The organism is Candidatus Amarobacter glycogenicus, assembly GCF_016704105.1.
Classification (GTDB): domain Bacteria; phylum Chloroflexota; class Dehalococcoidia; order Tepidiformales; family Tepidiformaceae; genus Amarobacter; species Amarobacter glycogenicus.
The window spans coordinates 12950-28350 of record NZ_JADJAT010000007.1 but is presented as its reverse complement, the minus strand read 5'-3'; the positions used below and the strand labels follow the sequence as shown (position 1 = coordinate 28350).

At 62.3% G+C, this 15401-nt stretch carries 13 protein-coding genes and 4 pseudogenes; 10 read left to right on the top strand and 7 right to left on the bottom strand.

The features are described from left to right. Positions 1-192 precede the first annotated feature (192 nt). Positions 193-534 (top strand): sigma factor, encoded by a 342-nt coding sequence (locus IPG14_RS10455; RefSeq protein ID WP_343391762.1) that lies wholly within the window; start codon positions 193-195, stop codon positions 532-534. A gap of 2 nt (positions 535-536) precedes the next feature. Here the strand turns inward: IPG14_RS10455 and IPG14_RS10450 are convergent, their stop codons facing one another. Next, positions 537-698, bottom strand: a complete 162-nt coding sequence (locus IPG14_RS10450; RefSeq protein WP_343391761.1) for a hypothetical protein — start codon at positions 696-698, stop codon at positions 537-539. Positions 699-1080: 382 nt separating this feature from the next. Here IPG14_RS10450 and IPG14_RS10445 point away from each other — a divergent pair. The 4 genes and pseudogenes from IPG14_RS10445 to IPG14_RS10430 all read left to right on the top strand — a co-directional run. Continuing rightward, a pseudogene (locus IPG14_RS10445) lies at positions 1081-1926 on the top strand (NADP-dependent phosphogluconate dehydrogenase); the annotation flags it as partial. Between the two features lie 42 nt (positions 1927-1968). After that, positions 1969-2223 carry a hypothetical protein gene (locus IPG14_RS10440; RefSeq protein WP_343391764.1) on the top strand — a complete coding sequence of 85 codons (255 nt, stop codon included), beginning with the start codon at positions 1969-1971 and terminating at the stop codon, positions 2221-2223. 1259 nt (positions 2224-3482) lie between these two features. Next, a pseudogene (gene rpiA, locus IPG14_RS10435) lies at positions 3483-4158 on the top strand (ribose 5-phosphate isomerase A); the annotation flags it as partial. A gap of 180 nt (positions 4159-4338) precedes the next feature. Then, positions 4339-4986: an enoyl-CoA hydratase/isomerase family protein gene (locus tag IPG14_RS10430; protein ID WP_343391760.1), complete on the top strand. Its 648-nt coding sequence runs from the start codon at positions 4339-4341 to the stop codon at positions 4984-4986. Between the two features lie 8 nt (positions 4987-4994). Here IPG14_RS10430 and IPG14_RS10425 read toward each other — a convergent pair. The 5 genes and pseudogenes from IPG14_RS10425 to panD form a co-directional block, all read right to left on the bottom strand. Next, positions 4995-5761, bottom strand: a pseudogene (locus IPG14_RS10425) (type III pantothenate kinase). An 86-nt stretch (positions 5762-5847) separates the two neighbouring features. Further along, positions 5848-6678: pseudogene (panC, locus tag IPG14_RS10420) on the bottom strand (pantoate--beta-alanine ligase). Further along, positions 6675-7610: a 3-methyl-2-oxobutanoate hydroxymethyltransferase gene (gene panB, locus IPG14_RS10415; RefSeq protein ID WP_343391759.1), complete on the bottom strand. Its 936-nt coding sequence runs from the start codon at positions 7608-7610 to the stop codon at positions 6675-6677. Before panB ends, panC begins: the two are co-directional and overlap by 4 nt. Positions 7611-7757: 147 nt before the next feature. Further along, positions 7758-8429, bottom strand: a complete 672-nt coding sequence (locus IPG14_RS10410) for a DUF2520 domain-containing protein (protein WP_343391758.1) — start codon at positions 8427-8429, stop codon at positions 7758-7760. Positions 8430-8678: 249 nt separating this feature from the next. Continuing rightward, on the bottom strand, positions 8679-9086 hold the full coding sequence (gene panD / locus IPG14_RS10405; protein ID WP_343391763.1) for an aspartate 1-decarboxylase: 408 nt from the start codon (positions 9084-9086) through the stop codon (positions 8679-8681). 587 nt (positions 9087-9673) lie between these two features. On the opposite strand from panD, the gene IPG14_RS10400 reads away from it, so the two are divergent. The 3 genes from IPG14_RS10400 to IPG14_RS10390 all read left to right on the top strand — a co-directional run bounded on the left by IPG14_RS10400 (position 9674) and on the right by IPG14_RS10390 (position 11923). Next, positions 9674-10012, top strand: a complete 339-nt coding sequence (locus IPG14_RS10400; RefSeq protein WP_343391757.1) for a hypothetical protein — start codon at positions 9674-9676, stop codon at positions 10010-10012. A 483-nt stretch (positions 10013-10495) separates the two neighbouring features. After that, on the top strand, positions 10496-11281 hold the full coding sequence (locus IPG14_RS10395) for a zinc ribbon domain-containing protein (protein ID WP_343391756.1): 786 nt from the start codon (positions 10496-10498) through the stop codon (positions 11279-11281). Between the two features lie 417 nt (positions 11282-11698). Further along, positions 11699-11923: a hypothetical protein gene (locus IPG14_RS10390; protein ID WP_343391755.1), complete on the top strand. Its 225-nt coding sequence runs from the start codon at positions 11699-11701 to the stop codon at positions 11921-11923. Positions 11924-12371: 448 nt separating this feature from the next. Here the strand turns inward: IPG14_RS10390 and IPG14_RS10385 are convergent, their stop codons facing one another. Next, the gene (locus IPG14_RS10385) at positions 12372-12659 is read right to left on the bottom strand and encodes a hypothetical protein (RefSeq protein WP_343391754.1); all 288 of its coding nucleotides are present in this window, start codon (positions 12657-12659) and stop codon (positions 12372-12374) included. Between the two features lie 547 nt (positions 12660-13206). Here IPG14_RS10385 and IPG14_RS10380 point away from each other — a divergent pair. Together IPG14_RS10380 and IPG14_RS10375 are read left to right on the top strand one after the other, a co-directional pair. Continuing rightward, positions 13207-14460 (top strand): hypothetical protein, encoded by a 1254-nt coding sequence (locus IPG14_RS10380; RefSeq protein WP_343391753.1) that lies wholly within the window; start codon positions 13207-13209, stop codon positions 14458-14460. A gap of 19 nt (positions 14461-14479) precedes the next feature. Next, positions 14480-15229 carry a hypothetical protein gene (locus IPG14_RS10375; RefSeq protein ID WP_343391752.1) on the top strand — a complete coding sequence of 250 codons (750 nt, stop codon included), beginning with the start codon at positions 14480-14482 and terminating at the stop codon, positions 15227-15229. Positions 15230-15401 lie beyond the last annotated feature (172 nt).

Genomic DNA, 15401 nt, shown 5'->3' with positions numbered 1-15401 from the left:
TTTTTATCGTGCTCCTGTATTCGCTCCCCAGAGTTGATGTTTCGATGCCTGATTTTTCCGATGATCCGCAACTCGTCGAGGCGTTACGCGCCGGCGATGAAGCGGCCTTCAGCTTTCTACTCGACCGCTACCACCAGGCACTCATCACCACCGCGTAGCTACGTTTCCGGCTGCGCGGTGGCGGAGGAGGTGGTGCAAGAAACCTGGCTGGCCGTGCTGCAAGGCATTCAGCGCTTCGAAGGGCGCTCATCCTTGAAGACCTGGCTCTTTCGTATCCTGATGAATCGCGCGCAGACCCGCGGTCAGCGCGAGGGTCGCACCATCCCCTTCTCCGCTCTTGCTCCTGACTCTGCGGTTGTGATAGATGAACCGTGGGCAGATCGCTTCTTATCTGCCACCCATCCAGTGGCCCGGCCGCTGGACGCAGCCGCTCGCTCCTGGCGGGGCATACCCGAAGAACTCTATCTGTCTGCCGGAAACACGCTGCATTGCTGCAGGCCATCGAACAACTGCCTCCTCAGCGGCGTGCGGTGATTTCACTGCGCGACCTGGATGGCTGGAGCGCCCAAGAGGTCTGTAACACCCTGCATCTCGAGACTAACCAGCGTGTTCTGCTCCGCGCGCCACTTGCCAAAGCCCGTAAAGCCCTGGAGCCTGGAGCGAGCGGGGGAGATCGCCCGCGCGAACAGAACAGCCATGCGGGGGGAATTGACCTGTCAGCAGTTGGTAGGGTGGTCACCGATAACTACCTGGAAGGCGCACGCTGTCTGCACCACGAACAGGCTTCGAGGCGCACCTGGCGATGTGCCCTCACTGCGCGGAATATCTCGCGCAGATGCGGCGCACGATTCAGACGCTGGGCAGGCTGACGGAGGCCCTCGTTGGATGCCCAGGCCAGGCGTGATCTCTTTACTAGGTTTTCCGTACCTGGAAGCACCAGCAGAGCGCCGCCCGTCGACAACCCGCCCGCTCATTCGAATGGCGGGACGTCATCAAGAAAGAAATGACACAAGAGGACATGACATCATGGAACTAGCTATGATCGGCCTGGGCCGCATGGGCGCTTAACGTAAACGGCGATTGGCACGTGGCGGCCATCGCATCGTCGCTTATAATCACGCCGGACAAGGCGCTGGAATTGGCGCAGACCGGGCCAAATGTCGAGCCTGTGACAGCGCTGGCGGAGTTAATTGGCGCAATTGACCGCGCCGCGCGTCGCCCGCGGTGATGGTGCCCGCTGGCACGCCACCGAAGCAGATGATTGCCTTAGCTTGATATGCTACTCCTGGATGACACCATCATTGATGGCGGCAACTCAACTACCGGAGACATCCGCAGCGCCCCACCGGCAGTCAAAGGACGGCATTCACGTCGTGGATGTGGGCACCAGCGGCGGCGTGTGGGGATTGACCGAAGGCTACAGCATGATGATCGGCGGCGACCTGGGAAATGGTAGACCGTCTGGCGCCCATCTTCCAGACGCTGGCGCCAGGCGCCGACAAGGGCTGGGGTCATGTCGGGCCGCAGGGCCCGGCCATTTTGTGAAAATGGTACACAACGGCATCGAATACGGCATGATGCAGGCCTATGCCGAGGGCTTCGAGATCATGCGCAGCCAAGGAAGATTTAGCTCGATTTGGCCCAGATTGCCGAAATCTGGCGCGACAGGCAGCGTGGTGCGCTCTGGCTGCTGGACCTGACCGCAAATGCCGCTGGCGGAAGAAGCCAAAGTCTGGAGCGACATTCCCGGTTGGGCGCCGATAGCGGCGAGGGCGCTGGACTGTTGCCGAGGCGATTGACCTGGATGTGCCGGCACCGGTCATCACCTTGTCGTTGCTGAAGCGCTTTGTCAGCCGCCAGGACGAAAGCTACGCGGCCAAACTGCTGGCCGCCATGCGCAATCAATTCGGTGGCCATGCTGTCAAAACGCCGCGTGATAAGACGGCTCCTCTGGAGTTTGATCCATCTATGGAGCAACCCATGCCGAACACCAAACCAACTCACCATTGTCATTTTGGAGCGTCTGGTGACCTGACCCGGCGCAATCTGATTCCGGCCATCTTCGGCCTGTCGCCAGAAGGGCGGCTGCCGGCCCCGTTTCGCTCGTCAGTTTTGCGCGCCGTCCCGGAATGGGATACGGCTGATTTCCCCGCGCAGCTGCTGCACGGCGTGCGGGCATTCGCCCCGAGAGGCCGTACGATGAGCAAGCCTGGCAGACTTTAGCGCCGACGTGGTTCTACAACCGGCGGCGTCTGAGCACGAAGCCCGACTTTACGCCACCTGCACCAATCCTTGAATGACCGGGAGAGCGGGCCAACGTCCAATCGCCTGTACTACCTGGCGACGCCACCCCGATTTTTGCCGACATCATTCCGTTGGCGCGGTCACGCATCTCGCGCGCCGATCTGTGCTGCAAACGGTACAGGATGCAGCCTGGCGGCGCTGATCGTCTCGAAAAGCCGTTCGGCCGAGACCTTGCCTCGGCGCGCCTAACACCTCAATGAGGTGGTGCAACCGTCTTCGAGGAATCTCAGATCTACCGCATTGACCATTACGGCCAGGAGACGGCGCAAAACATCCTGCTCTTCTTCGCTTCGCCAACACCATCTTCGAGCCACTCTGGAACCGCAACCACATTGACCACGTGCAGGTCACCGTGGCAGAAGCGTGGACGTGGAGCATCGCGGCCGGTTATTATGACCAGGCCGGTGTTTTTCGCGACATGTTCCAGAATCCCTGCCGCAGCTGTTGGCGCTGGTAGCTTGTAGCCCACCCGCTGCGTTGATGCAGATGCGGTTCGGGACGAAAAGGTGAAGGTGATGCGGGCGGTACGCTGTTAACCGCCCCCGCAAACGTCAGCCGTACACGGTACGCGCCCGGTATCGCACGGTACTGCGACGCCACCGGCGTGGCGGGCAATTCCGCCAGGCCCAGCCTACGCCGCGTTCAACTGCTACATTGACAACTGGCGCTGGCAAGGCGTGCCCTTCTATCTGCGCTCCGGCAAGGTCCTGCCCGCCAAAAAGTCGAGATCATCATCCAGTTCAACCGCCCGCCCCACATGATGTTCAACACCGGAGCGGCTGCTGCATTTCGAACCTGCTCTCCATCTGCCTATAACCCAACGAAGGCACTTCACGGACGGTCCCAGAAAAATTTGCCCGATTCTGTGCAGGACACACGCTCTGTGGACATGGAATTCTACTTTCGCTCCTCTTTTGGCGACGGTCCGCTGCCAGACGCCTATGAGCGCCTTTATCGATGCCCTGGCGGGCGACGCCTCTCTTTTCACACACCCGGCGATGGGATCAGGCAGGGGCCTGGCGCCTGATTGATCCGATCAAGGCCTGCTCAAGTCACGCCACTGGCGCCGCCGCTCAGCTTCTATGAGGGGGCACCTGGGGCCACCTGAGGCCGACATGTTCATGGCCCGCGACGAACGGGTGGCGCTCCGTCTGCGGCGCCGGCAAGTGAGCAAATTCATGGATAGCACGACATTGAAACGACAGGCGGCCGAACTCGCCGGATTTGGTGGAATCGGGCACGGTCGTTGGCCTGGGGGTTGGCAGCACAGCCATTTTTTCGCCCGTCTATCGCCTGGCCGAACGCCTGCGCCAGGGCGACCTGCGCGACATCGTCGGCGCGTTCCTGCTCCATCGCAACCGCCGACGCTGCGCAGCAGTTGGGCATTCCGCTGACCACGCTGGACGAGCATCCCGTGGTGGATGTGACGATTGACCGCGCCGATGAGAAGACCTGGCGCTGGACCAGATCAAAGGCGGCGGCGGCGCGCTTTTTGCGCGGAAAGATCGTGGCGCAGGCCAGCCGTCGAAATCATCGTGGTGGACGAAAGTAAGGCTCTCGCCCGCGCTCTGCACCCGCTTTGCCCTGCCGGTGGAGGTGACGCCGTTCGGCGCGGGCGCAGGCGCGCTTCCTGCAATCGCTCGGCGCAGGGTGACATGGCGCCGCGATAGCCACGGCGACTGTTTCACACCGATCAGGGCAACCTGATTCTGGATTGCGCCTTTGGCCCGCTGGACGACCCGGCGCCTGGCGGACCGGCTGGCCGGCTGCGCCGGCATCGTGGAGCATGGCCTGTTCATCGGCCTGACCACAGACCTCATCGTGGCTGGCGCGCATGGCGTCAGGCACGTGACGCGGGATGAGAGAGATCGGAGATCGGAGATCAGAGATTATGACAGAAGAACTCATTTTGACCTAGCAACGCGACAATGTCTTCGAGATCATCTTGAATCGGCGGACAAGCGCAACGCGCTGAACTGGCCCATGCTGCGGGCGTTGCCCGGCGCCGTGGCGTAAGCGCGACGTGCGGCGGGAGTGCGCGCCATCGTGGTGCGCGGCAGCGGCAAGGGCTTTTCGGCCGGCATTGATCTGAACGCCTTCTTCGAGCTGCCCGCCGCGTATGGCCCGGACTGGCAGCGTCACATGCGCGAGATTACTGAGGAGTTCCAGGCGCTGCTGAACAGCCTGGCGCAGGTGGAACTGCCGACGATTGCGGTGCTGCATGGCTTCGCCCTGGGATTGGGGCTGGAGTTGGCCCTGGCCTGTGATCTGCGCCTCGCGGCCGAAGGCGCCCTCCTGGCTTGCCCGAAGCCCGGCTGGGCATCGTGCCCGATGTCGGCGGCTCCACGCGGCTGGCGCAGGCGGTTGGCCTGGTGCGCGAAAGAGCTGATCTTCACCGGCCGCCAGATTGACGCCGCGCTGGCCGAACGCTGGGGCCTGGTCAACCAGGTGGCGCCGGCCGATCAACTCGACGCCGCACTCGATGGGCTGCTGGCGGAGATCATGCAGTGCGCGCCGCTGGCCGTGGGGATGGCCAAGCGTCTGCTGAATGGCATGTTCGACACCCCACGTGGTCTGGCCCTGGAAGGCTGGGCGCAGAGTCAACTGATCGCTACGCAGGACTTTGGCGAAGGCGTGCAGGCCATGCTGCAGCGCCGCCCCGCGCAGTTCAAGGGCAAGTAGGTGGGAAATCAGCCCGCCTGATTCAACTCCCAGATCAGGCGCAGACCCGCGAGGGTGAGCCAGGGGTCCACAATCTCCAGCACATCGGTGTGGCGGGCGATCACTTCGCCCAGGCCGCCGGTGGCGATGACCTTCATGTCTGGCCCCAGGCGGGCGCGAAAGCGGGCGACCAGGCCCTCGACGAGCGAAACATAGCCCAGGAAAAGGCCCGACTGCATGGCCTGCACCGTGCTCTTGCCGATCACATCGGGCGGCGCGGTCAGCTCCCCGCGGAAGAAGCGGCGCGCTGGCCCAGCGCATCGGCCGCGATGGCCAGGCCCGGCGCAATGGCCCCGCCCAGGTAATCGCCTTCCGCGCTGACCGCGTCGAACGTCGTGGCCGTGCCAAAATCCACTACGCAGGCTGGCCCGCCGTACAGCTTGTGCGCGGCCGCGGTGTTGACCACCCGGTCTGCGCCCACCTCGCGTGGATTGTCCACGCGCACGCACCCTGTGCGCACCCCGGCGCCGACCACCAGCACCTTGCTGTGCAGATAGTTTTCGCCTAACTCCACGAACGGCTGCGTCACCGCCGGCACCACGCTGGCGATGATCGTGCCGGTCACGCTGCCGGGCGCCTCGAAGCCGGCGCGCTCCATCAGGCTGAGCACCGTCACCGCATACTCGTCGGCCGTTTTACCTTGAACGGTGTTCAAGCGCCAATGGGCCTTGAGCGTCTCGCCCGCGTACAGGCCCAACACAATGTTCGTATTACCAATATCAACGGCCAGTAGCATATCCTCTCCGTTTCTGCCATCACCGATGCTAGTCCACGCAGGTGGACTTTGCATCGTGCGGTGCCAGCCTAGTCGCCCGTCTACATTCACAACACCAGGTTGTCAATCAGCCGCGTGCGGCCGATGCGCACCGCCAGCGACAGCAGCACATTTCCGCTCGCCGATTCGTGCAGTTCGGCCAGGGTGCGGGCATCGGCCGCGCTGGCGTACTCCACCAGCGCCAGCGGCTCTGCGGCCAGCACCTCGGCCATCCGACCGCGCCGCTCCCGGGTCGCGCTCGCCGTGGTTCCACGCCTCCTGGCCGGCCGTCAGCGCCCGGTAGAGCGCCGGCGCCGCGCGCGCTGCTCCGGCGTCAGATAGGCGTTGCGACTGCTCATGGCCAGGCCGTCCGGCTCGCGCACCGTCGGGCAGACCACGACCTCCAAGTCGAAATTCAGATCGAGCGCCATCGTTTGAATCACGCGCGCCTGCTGCGCATCCTTCTGCCCAAAATAGGCGCGCGTCGGGCGGGTCAGGTTGAACAGCTTGGCGACCACCGTGGCGACGCCGCGAAAGTGACCCGGACGCCGGGCGCCTTCCAGCGGTAACGCCACCTCCTCCACTGTGACATAAGTCTGAAAGCCGGGCGGATAGATGGCATCGGGGGATGGCGTGAAGACGATGTCACAGCCGGCCTCGGCCAACAGGGCAAAATCACGCGGGAAATCGCGCGGATAGGCCGTCAAGTCCTCGTTGGGGCCAAACTGGGTCGGGTTGACGAAGATGGTCGCGATGACATGCTCATTTTCGGCGCGGGCGGCCTTCACCAGGGCGACATGCCCGGCGTGCAGATAGCCCATCGTCGGCGCCAGGCCCACGGTTCCACTCAGGCTGCGCCGCACCGCGTGCATTTCTGCGGTTGTGCTGATCTGTTTCATGATCGGCGCTTACCGTTGCCCCCGTAAACGACGACCGTCGCCTCGCTGCTGGCCGCATCCGCGCCGGCGATCACCCCTTCGCCGGCCGGGCCTGCATCGGTCGCGGCGAGCAGGGCCGACCAGGTGGCGGCGTCCATGCTGACGCTGTGCGCTTCGGTGGGGAAGCTGCCGGCCTGCACCTCGGCCGCGTACGCGGTCAGCGCCTCGCGGGCCGCCTTGCCCAGTTCGCCGAAGCGGCGCGCGTGCTTGGGCACGAAATCCTCGAACAGCCCCAGCATGTCATGCCACACCTGCACCTGGCCGTCGCAGCCGGGGCCGGCGCCGATGCCAATCGTGGGCACATGCAGACGCTGGCTGACCAGCGCGGCCAGTTCGGCCGGCACCAGTTCCAGCACAATGGCAAACGCGCCCGCTTCTTCCAGTGCCACAGCGTCGGCCAGCAACTGCCGCGCGGCTTCCAGGCTGCGGCCTTGCACCCGGTAGCCGCCAAACTGGTTGACCGACTGCGGCGTCAGACCGATGTGCCCCATCACGGGGATGCCATTGTCGGTCAGGCGGCGCACCGTCTCGGCCATGCGCGCCCCGCCTTCGATTTTCACCGCCTGCGCGCCCGTTTGCTGCATCACCCGACCGCAGTTGACGAGGGCCTGCTCCGGGTTGACATGATAGGTCATGAATGGCATGTCCACCACCACCAGCGCGACCTGCGTCCCACGCACGACGGCCTTGGCGTGATGGATCATCTCGTCCAACGTCACCGGCACGGTAGATTCATAGCCGAGCATGACCATGCCGAGCGAATCGCCGACCAGGAGAATCGGCAGCCCGGCGGCCTCTGCCAGCCGCGCGCTCGTGTAATCGTACGCCGTCACCATCGGAATCCGCTCGCCGCGGTCCTTCATCTGCTGAAAATGGCGAATGGTCTTGCGCATAACAGGCTCCTTTTAGTGCAAAGTGCAAAGTGCAGAGTACAAAGTGGCGGGGGCATCAATGCTGAATGATGAATTCGGAATGCTGAATAGGCAACGCCAGGGAATTTTTCGTGCGCACGTCGGGAGTGCAAGCTCAACATTCAGAATTCATCGGGTTGGGATTTCTGTCCTCACAGCGTGCGTTACGGCGTCCAGCGCCTGGGGGTCAAGATTGAGCGATTGGGCCAGGGGGAGGGTTTGGCGGGCCAGGGCGCGATAAAGGGATGACAGGTCGGGGGCCGTGGCATCCAGGGCGTCCAGGTGGCGGATCACGGTGTCGGCATCGCCGCGGCGGATGGGGCCCGTGAGGGCGCCGGGCAGACCGACGGCCGCCAGGTTATGCACGGCGCCTTCGGTCAAGCTCAGGAGGGCGGAGGATGCCTGCGCCGGGGTCAGGCCGGCTTCTGCCAACAGGCGCACGCCAATGCTGAACAGGGTCACCACGTAGTTGCTGGCAAAGACTGCGCCGGCGTGATAGAGCGGGCGTGCGCCCGGCGCCAGCCACTGCCAGGTTCCGTTCAACGATTGTGCCAGGGCCGGCAGCCAGGCGGTCAACGGCCCGGCGCCTTCCAGGGCAAAGAAACTGCCGGGCAGCACGGTCAGCGCAGCCTCGACGGTGGCAAACGCCTGCAGCGGATGGAACCCGCCGATGACCGCGCCTGCGACCTGCGCGGGCGCCAGCGCGCTCACTTCCACCGCGCCGGAACAATGCACCACGCCCTGCCCGTTGCGCCAGCCGCCGACCTGCGCCACCGCCTGGCAGCAGGCTGCGATGGCCATCGGGTACGGTCAGTAGTACCAACTGCGCCTCGGCCAGGCGCGCCGGATCGGTCCACGCGGCTGCGCCGACCTGCTGCGCCAGGCGGCCGGCCGGGTCTGGCGAACGGCTCCAGACGCCGCGGATGGTCCAGCCGCGCCCGGCGAGCAGCAGGGCCAGCGCGCTGCCCACACGGCCCGCGCCGGCAATCGCCAGCGTGGGGCGCGGCATCTCGTTGAACTCGGCTGCGCTTGCGGTCTTCATCGTTTAATTCAGCTCATCTCCGGCACATAATCGGCGAAGCGGGTGTTGGCCTTCTCTTCGCCCGTCACCTGCACGATGCGATTGTCCGCATCCACGAAGACCACCGTCGGCGTCCAGGGTTGGGGGATCGGCTCCTGCACCTGCGCGTAGGACATGATGATGACCTTGTCGCCCGGCGAGACCAGGCGCGCCGCGGCGCCGTTCAGGCAGACCTCGCCGCTGCCGGGCGCGCCGGCAATGACATAGGTTTCCAGGCGCTGGCCGTTGTCCACGTCCACCACCTGCACCTTTTCGTATTCAACCAAATCGGCCGCGGCCAGCAGGTCGGCGTCAATCGTAATGCTGCCAATATACTGCACATTCGCGCCCGTCACCGTGGCCCGATGAATCTTACTCTTGAACATCGTGCGTACCAACATTCGCTTCACCCTCCGCAATGGTAATCGCAGCGGGCACGATGGCCTGTTTCCTGGCAGAAAAGCGAGGTCTATTCCCGCTTACAGTATACAAAAACAAAAAACCTCTCGCACAGACGTGCGAGAGGTTGCTTAGTCAGCCCCAGTCTACCTCGCCGTCTCGGTCGTCGTGCGATCCAAGCGACATCTGAACATATGCTGTTTTCGATTCGTCCTTGCTTGCCGCCACCGCAGTGGTCAACAGCAGAAAGGATTATAGCATACCTGCGCCGGGTGGCAAGTAGGAATGGCTACAGATAGCATTTCCAGGCGTATTCACCGCGGAGGTGGCAGCCGAATCGCGCCTTGCGACGGGCCTGGATGCGTCGTTGCGCTCCTTGTGTTTGGATGTGCGCCCGGTTGGAATAGCTGCTGCAGGCAAAAACACCCTTGACAGAGAAGGTGTCGGGGAGTATACTGCATTCAATGACAGCGCCATGGAGGGTTCCGCGCCTGGCGGGACCGGTGGGTTTCCCTGAACGATTTGCTACGCAAGTGCTGAGCTGTCAGAGTCTGATGATTCCATTGAATGATGAACCGCAACAACGATGAATGCATTCCCAACAGAGCCGAAGAAAATCATGGAGCGGATCCGGCGCTACGAGCGCGCGCTGCGAAAGGATATCAAGACCTTTGGCTTCATTGAGGATGGCGCTGGCAAGCGATACCTGCTTGGGGCACTCTATTTGATACTGGGCGATGCTGAAGGAGCAGTCCAATCATACAAGTGGCTCGAACAAGTCCTTCCAGACGACATGGGAGAGCCTTTTGATCACTTGTGCTGGTCATTGGCCTTGTATCGGGCGGGCGACACAGAAGCCGCTTCCCGAAAACTGCTTCGAACCATGTTGCATAATCTCTATCTGCTCCTGCCCTACTCGGCCTGAAGCAAGACTGGCTTGAGATATGGCATGGCGACAATTGGGCGGAGAAGAGCTACATTGACTATGCGCCAGCCGAAATATTCTCTTTGTGGGATGAGCCAGCTTTGGAATGGGCCGGGCAGATGTATCGCACTCCCAGGTTCCAGGAAGTCCGGGACCGGTATATCGAAATTTGCCAGCAATTGCAATCGGAGCCGGTGGGGTCAAAACGCAGCCAGTTGGTGCGAGAGATGTTTCAGCTTAGACTGGGCTGAACGCAGACCGTGTGTCCGGTTTGGCACAAGTTGCTGTCCTCGCAAAACCTGTTCGCTGCCGTCAGCAATTCGAGATGCTGTCTTCCCCTTGAGCAGTTGAAGCAAGGCAGTGGGGAGTGCGCAAAGTTGACAGGGTTTTGACAGAAGGTTGGAAGACACATGGGAGAGTTTCTCGTGTATAATGTTATGCAGTGTAGCAAGACTTTCTGAGGATCAACAGGAGACACAGGCCATGAGTTTCATTAAATCTGTGCGTCAGCAAGCAGACCGTGCCAGCTTGGAGGCAGACAAACTTATCCGCATTCACGGCGAGCAGGCAGTAATCTCACAGCTACAGCGCGACATCAAGACGCAACTGGATGCTCTGGCGGCGACAACTCTGGCCGCCTATCGCAGCCGTGGGCTTGCTCAGCCTGAACTCAACGCCATTTGCCAACAAATCGAAGGCATTGAACTGCAGATACACCAGCGCGAGGCGCGCGTCGAGCAGATTCGCGCCGAGAGGTTAGCCGCCCCGATGGCCCAAATCGGTGTTCCTTGTCCGAGTTGCCGTCAACTCATCCCGCCTGACGCCGCCTTCTGTCCGCTGTGCGGCTCCAAGATTCCCAAGGCGCCTCCGGCCGAGGAGATATGCCAGTCATGCGGCAGCTCCAGGCCGGTTGCCGCGCAGTTCTGCCCCACTTGTGGCGGACGCAAAATTGCCCAGCCGCAGACGATACGGTGTACGGGCTGCGGCGCAGAGCTGCCGATCAGCGCGGTGTTCTGTCCCGATTGCGGAACGCGGACAGGCACGTCTGCGCCCCCCGGTTCGTCGTCTGAGCCGAAGCCGGCAGTCCTTTCTGCTGCTCCAACGATGGTTGCGACCCAGGCCGAGGCTGCCGAAGCAGCGCAACCGCTCACAAAACGCTGCGCCTCATGCCAGGCAGAATTGCCCATCGAGGCGACCTTCTGCCCTGAATGCGGTTCTCGGCAGCAAGCGCCCGCAGAAGAGAAACCCGCCGAAGCCATCGAAGAATAAAACACCGCGCCTGAGCGGTGACGGCATGCACAATGCGGAGGTTGAAATGAACCATCGTTGCACTGCTAAGCTTAATTTCCGTCTGAAAGGAGACACACGATGACCTGTCCCAATTGCGGTACCCCGAATCCTGGCCCAGGACCGTTTTGCATGTCATGTGGGTATCGTCTGCCGGCGCCCGCACCGACACAAACATCGGTGACGCCGAAGCCGGCGCCTGTGTCGCCAGCGCTAGCGCCTTTGGCCGTACCGTCAGCGGCGGCTGTTTCGGCGGCGCCCCGGAGCGCGGCCGCGCCCATACCCTCTCCGATCGCGCGCGGCTCTCTCACCACGATCCGCCACATCGCCGCGGGCTCGGTGTTCAAGGTTGCCTTCGTGGTTAGTTGTCTGTTGTTCGGCTTTTTCGGCTGTCTGTTCGTGCTGTTGCCTGGCTTGTTCGGCAGCAGCCTGCTTGGGAGCCTGGCCGGGGACCGCGACGGCCTGGGGATTCTTGGCGGAGGCATGATCGCCACCGTGGTACTCTACGTCCTGCTGGTTGTCGTCGGCGCCTTTGTCCAGGGCATCGTCACTGTCATCGCCGCGCTCATCTACAACGTGGCCGCCGGCTGGGTTGGCGGGGTCAGCGTCGAGCTGGAGCCATAGAACCGGGAGTCTCAGAGTGGCCGATCCTGTGGCAGGGGCAGCCTTGCCGCGGGATGCCAAGGTCAACGCCGAAGCCTATGAATATGTGGCAGGGAACATCAGGCAGGTGTGAGAGTTCCGAATGATAGTGAAAAATAACCCGCCCCGCTAGCCCGATCCTTCGCACAGAAGGGGGTAGGCCGCCACACTCGGCGACTTTTCGCGGGGTGGGAGAAAGCTTGACGGCTCTTTACCTGAACGTAGTATTGCGCTTTTGGGGGCGCGTGTCAAGCCCCCTCGTGAGGCTTTATGGCCGACCATCTACCTTTCTGCATCCATTGCGGCGCCCAGCAATTGACGGCTGACTCCCGGTTCTGCTACCGGTGCGGACAGTCTATCCTGTCTGCGACACCGCGCCGTGGGAGAGCCGCACCCTGGTTGGCGCCGGTGCTGGTCTCAGTCGCTCTCATCATCGTCGCGGGCGTCTTACTGATGCGTTGGCAGTTGGCGGGGCCGACGGCCAGCGCTCCGGCGCTCTCAACCCGCAGACCGTGTCCACCACACCCTCGGTGCCGGTCACACCAACTGCGACGCAAATGGCTGTTACGGACCGCGTCGCATCCACGTCGCCCTCGCCATCTGAGACGCCTACACCGTCGCCTTCTTCCTTGCCGGAGCCGACTCCTACGCCTGTCACACCCCAGCCGATGCAGTTATCGCGTCTCACCTGGTCGCCAGATGGCATGTTGCTGGCCATCGGGTCGGCCACCGGCGTGTATCTCTACGACACAGCTACGTGGCGGGAAGCCCGCTTCATTCCGATGGAGGTGGGCGACCGATCTTGGTCCTTCGCCGCCAAGGGCCCGGCCTTCAGCTTTGATGGCACGTTGCTTGCTACCCGGGGGCGCGTGGTCCAGGTTTGGTGGGTGACTGACGAGCTTGGCCTACGAGCTAAAAAGCGTCTACACTGCTCGCCGCCAGTCCGGTTGAAGGGCTATGGGCCACAGATAATGGGTATGGAGGCAGCTCCGCCAAGCTTCGGCTCTGGCGTGTGAGCGACGGCCAGCTTGTGCGCGAGATGTCCACAGGCAGAGAGTACGGCGTACTTCAGGACGTGTTTTTCTCCTCTGATGGGCAGTTGATTGCTACGACGGCGGGGGAGGCTGACGGCTTTGTCGTCTCCCGCGTTGCGGACGGTGGAGTGCTTTCAAAGGCGCCCCAAGACTCCCCTGTGGTCGGCCTATGGCGTTGATCTGGCGTTCCGTCCGGGTACCAGCACGATGGCATATATCGGAAGCGAAAGTATGCTGGGCCTCTGGAATGCCAGGACCGGAACGCTTATCCGGCAGCTTATCGGTCCTACCGACACAACGAGGAGCCCGGCAGTCTATCGCGTTGACTTTGCGCCCGATGGCGTATCTTTCGCAACGCTCCACTCGGCAGGGCCCAAAACTGAAGGAGGAACCATTCAGCTTTGGCAGGCCGACGGGACGAGCGGTCAATCGTGGTCAATCGCAACCAGGCCCAGTGATCTTGGCTTCAGCCGCGACGGGAGACTGCTGGCCGTCGTTACCGGGCAAAGCTTCTATCTGTACAATCCGTCCGACGGGAGCATGGTCCGCCAGGTGGCACCTACCTGGCATCCGGGCCTCCTGCCGACCCCGACTCCAACGCCGCTCTCCCTCGGGCTGAACCTGCCAGCCGATTGGAAGGACTACTACGATCTCGGCGGAAGCAAGGAACTTCACTTCAAACTCAGAATTCCCCCGACCTGGGTCCAGGAGCATCAGGGTGCAAGTTATTTCCGAGTCCCATCTTCTTCAATCAATCCGCTGACTGCTATGCGAGTGCAAATCCATAGTGGATACTGCGGCAGGGCGCAAGGCGATCCAGGTAGTCAGGCGAGCGTAGAGTCCGTCAAACGAATGTGGACTTCATATGAACAGATGAAGAGGGTGTTTGTCAGTGGTGGTACGTGGCCGCTTATCATCCCCGCCACCTATGGAGAGTTCGACACAACGTACAACTTGGAGGGGCCAAAAGTTGCCAGCGTCCTCGCGCGCAGGAAAACGCGAGATCATTTTGACTGGCGAACCCAGTCTGGTGAGTGCGTGCTAGCTTGGCTTGAAGATGAGTTGGAAGACATCAGCGAGCAGGACAGACTTGAGTTCTCGCGCGTGGTGGCGTCCATAGAGTTCGAAGATGAGCAGCATCCTTTCCCGACCGCCACGCCGACATTCACGCCGACGCCCAATCCGGCGCCACCACCTGCGTTGCCGTTGCAGATCTTGTTCGATGCCAAGGCCTCGCGCAGTTCAGGAGGTGGCGGCAGTGCGGATATCACCATTGACATCAAGGACGCATACGGCAATCCGGTAAATGGCGCCGAGGTAAAGCTCAGTTGTGGATGGGGCTGCTACAGCGTGGGACTCAGTCGTGATGGCCGGTACACGACCAGCTTCGGGTCAACATCCGACGACAACCATTCAGTGAGCGTCGAGGTTTGCTGGAATCAGGAACTCATTGCGCAGCAAGACTTCGTGATATCCTGGCAGTAGAGCCAGGCGGAGAGAGAAAATGAAGGGCAACATATCTACCCAACCCCTGCACCGACTCCCGGCCTTGCTGGGCTTAGTCGTGATGCTCACCCTGGCGCTGCCCGCGGGCAAGGCGCCGATCGCTGTCCTACAGGCGTCGATCAGCGTTCAACCATCTTCCGCCGCTGCCGGCGATGCCTTTCTCTTCGATGCGCTGATGTCTATCGAGAGCCTAGACAAACGGGACGAGCGCGACGGAGCTCAGGCAACAGCTAGCAGCAGTTCCGTGAAAGCCACCGACCCTCTTGACTCACACAACGTCGAACTGGTTGGTCAAATCGGCGGCAAAATCTACGCTGTGGCCGTGCAGGGCAACTACGCGTACATCGGTGTCGGCCTACGCTTGGTGATTTTGAGCATAGCTGACCCCGCGCACCCGATCGTCATCGGACAGACAGCTGATCTACCAATTGGTTTGGCAGACTTGGCTGTGGCGGGCAACTACGCCTACGTTGCAGATGGGGGCGGCCTGCGCGTGTTTAACGTAGCGAACCCGGCCGCACCGGCGGAGGTCGGCTTCTATGACACGCCGGGAACTGCCCACGACGTGGCTTTGGCAGGGAGTTACGCCTATGTTGCAGATGGGGATCACGGCCTGCGCGTGATCAACGTGGCGAACCCGGCCGCTCCGGCGGAGGTTGGCTTCATGACACGCCAGGGTATGCCCTGGGTGTGGCCGTCGCAGGAGGCTATGCCTACGTTGCAGATCAGGAGCGCGGCCTGCGCGTGATCAACGTGGCGAACCCAACCGCACCGACTGAAGTTGGTTTCCGTCAGACTTTCAGAGCTATGGCTGTAGCTGTAGCAAACGGCTATGCCTATCTCGCGGATGAATTCAACGGCCTCCGAGTAATCCGAGTCACCAACCCGGCCGTCCCTGTTGAGATCAGCGCAGTATCGGG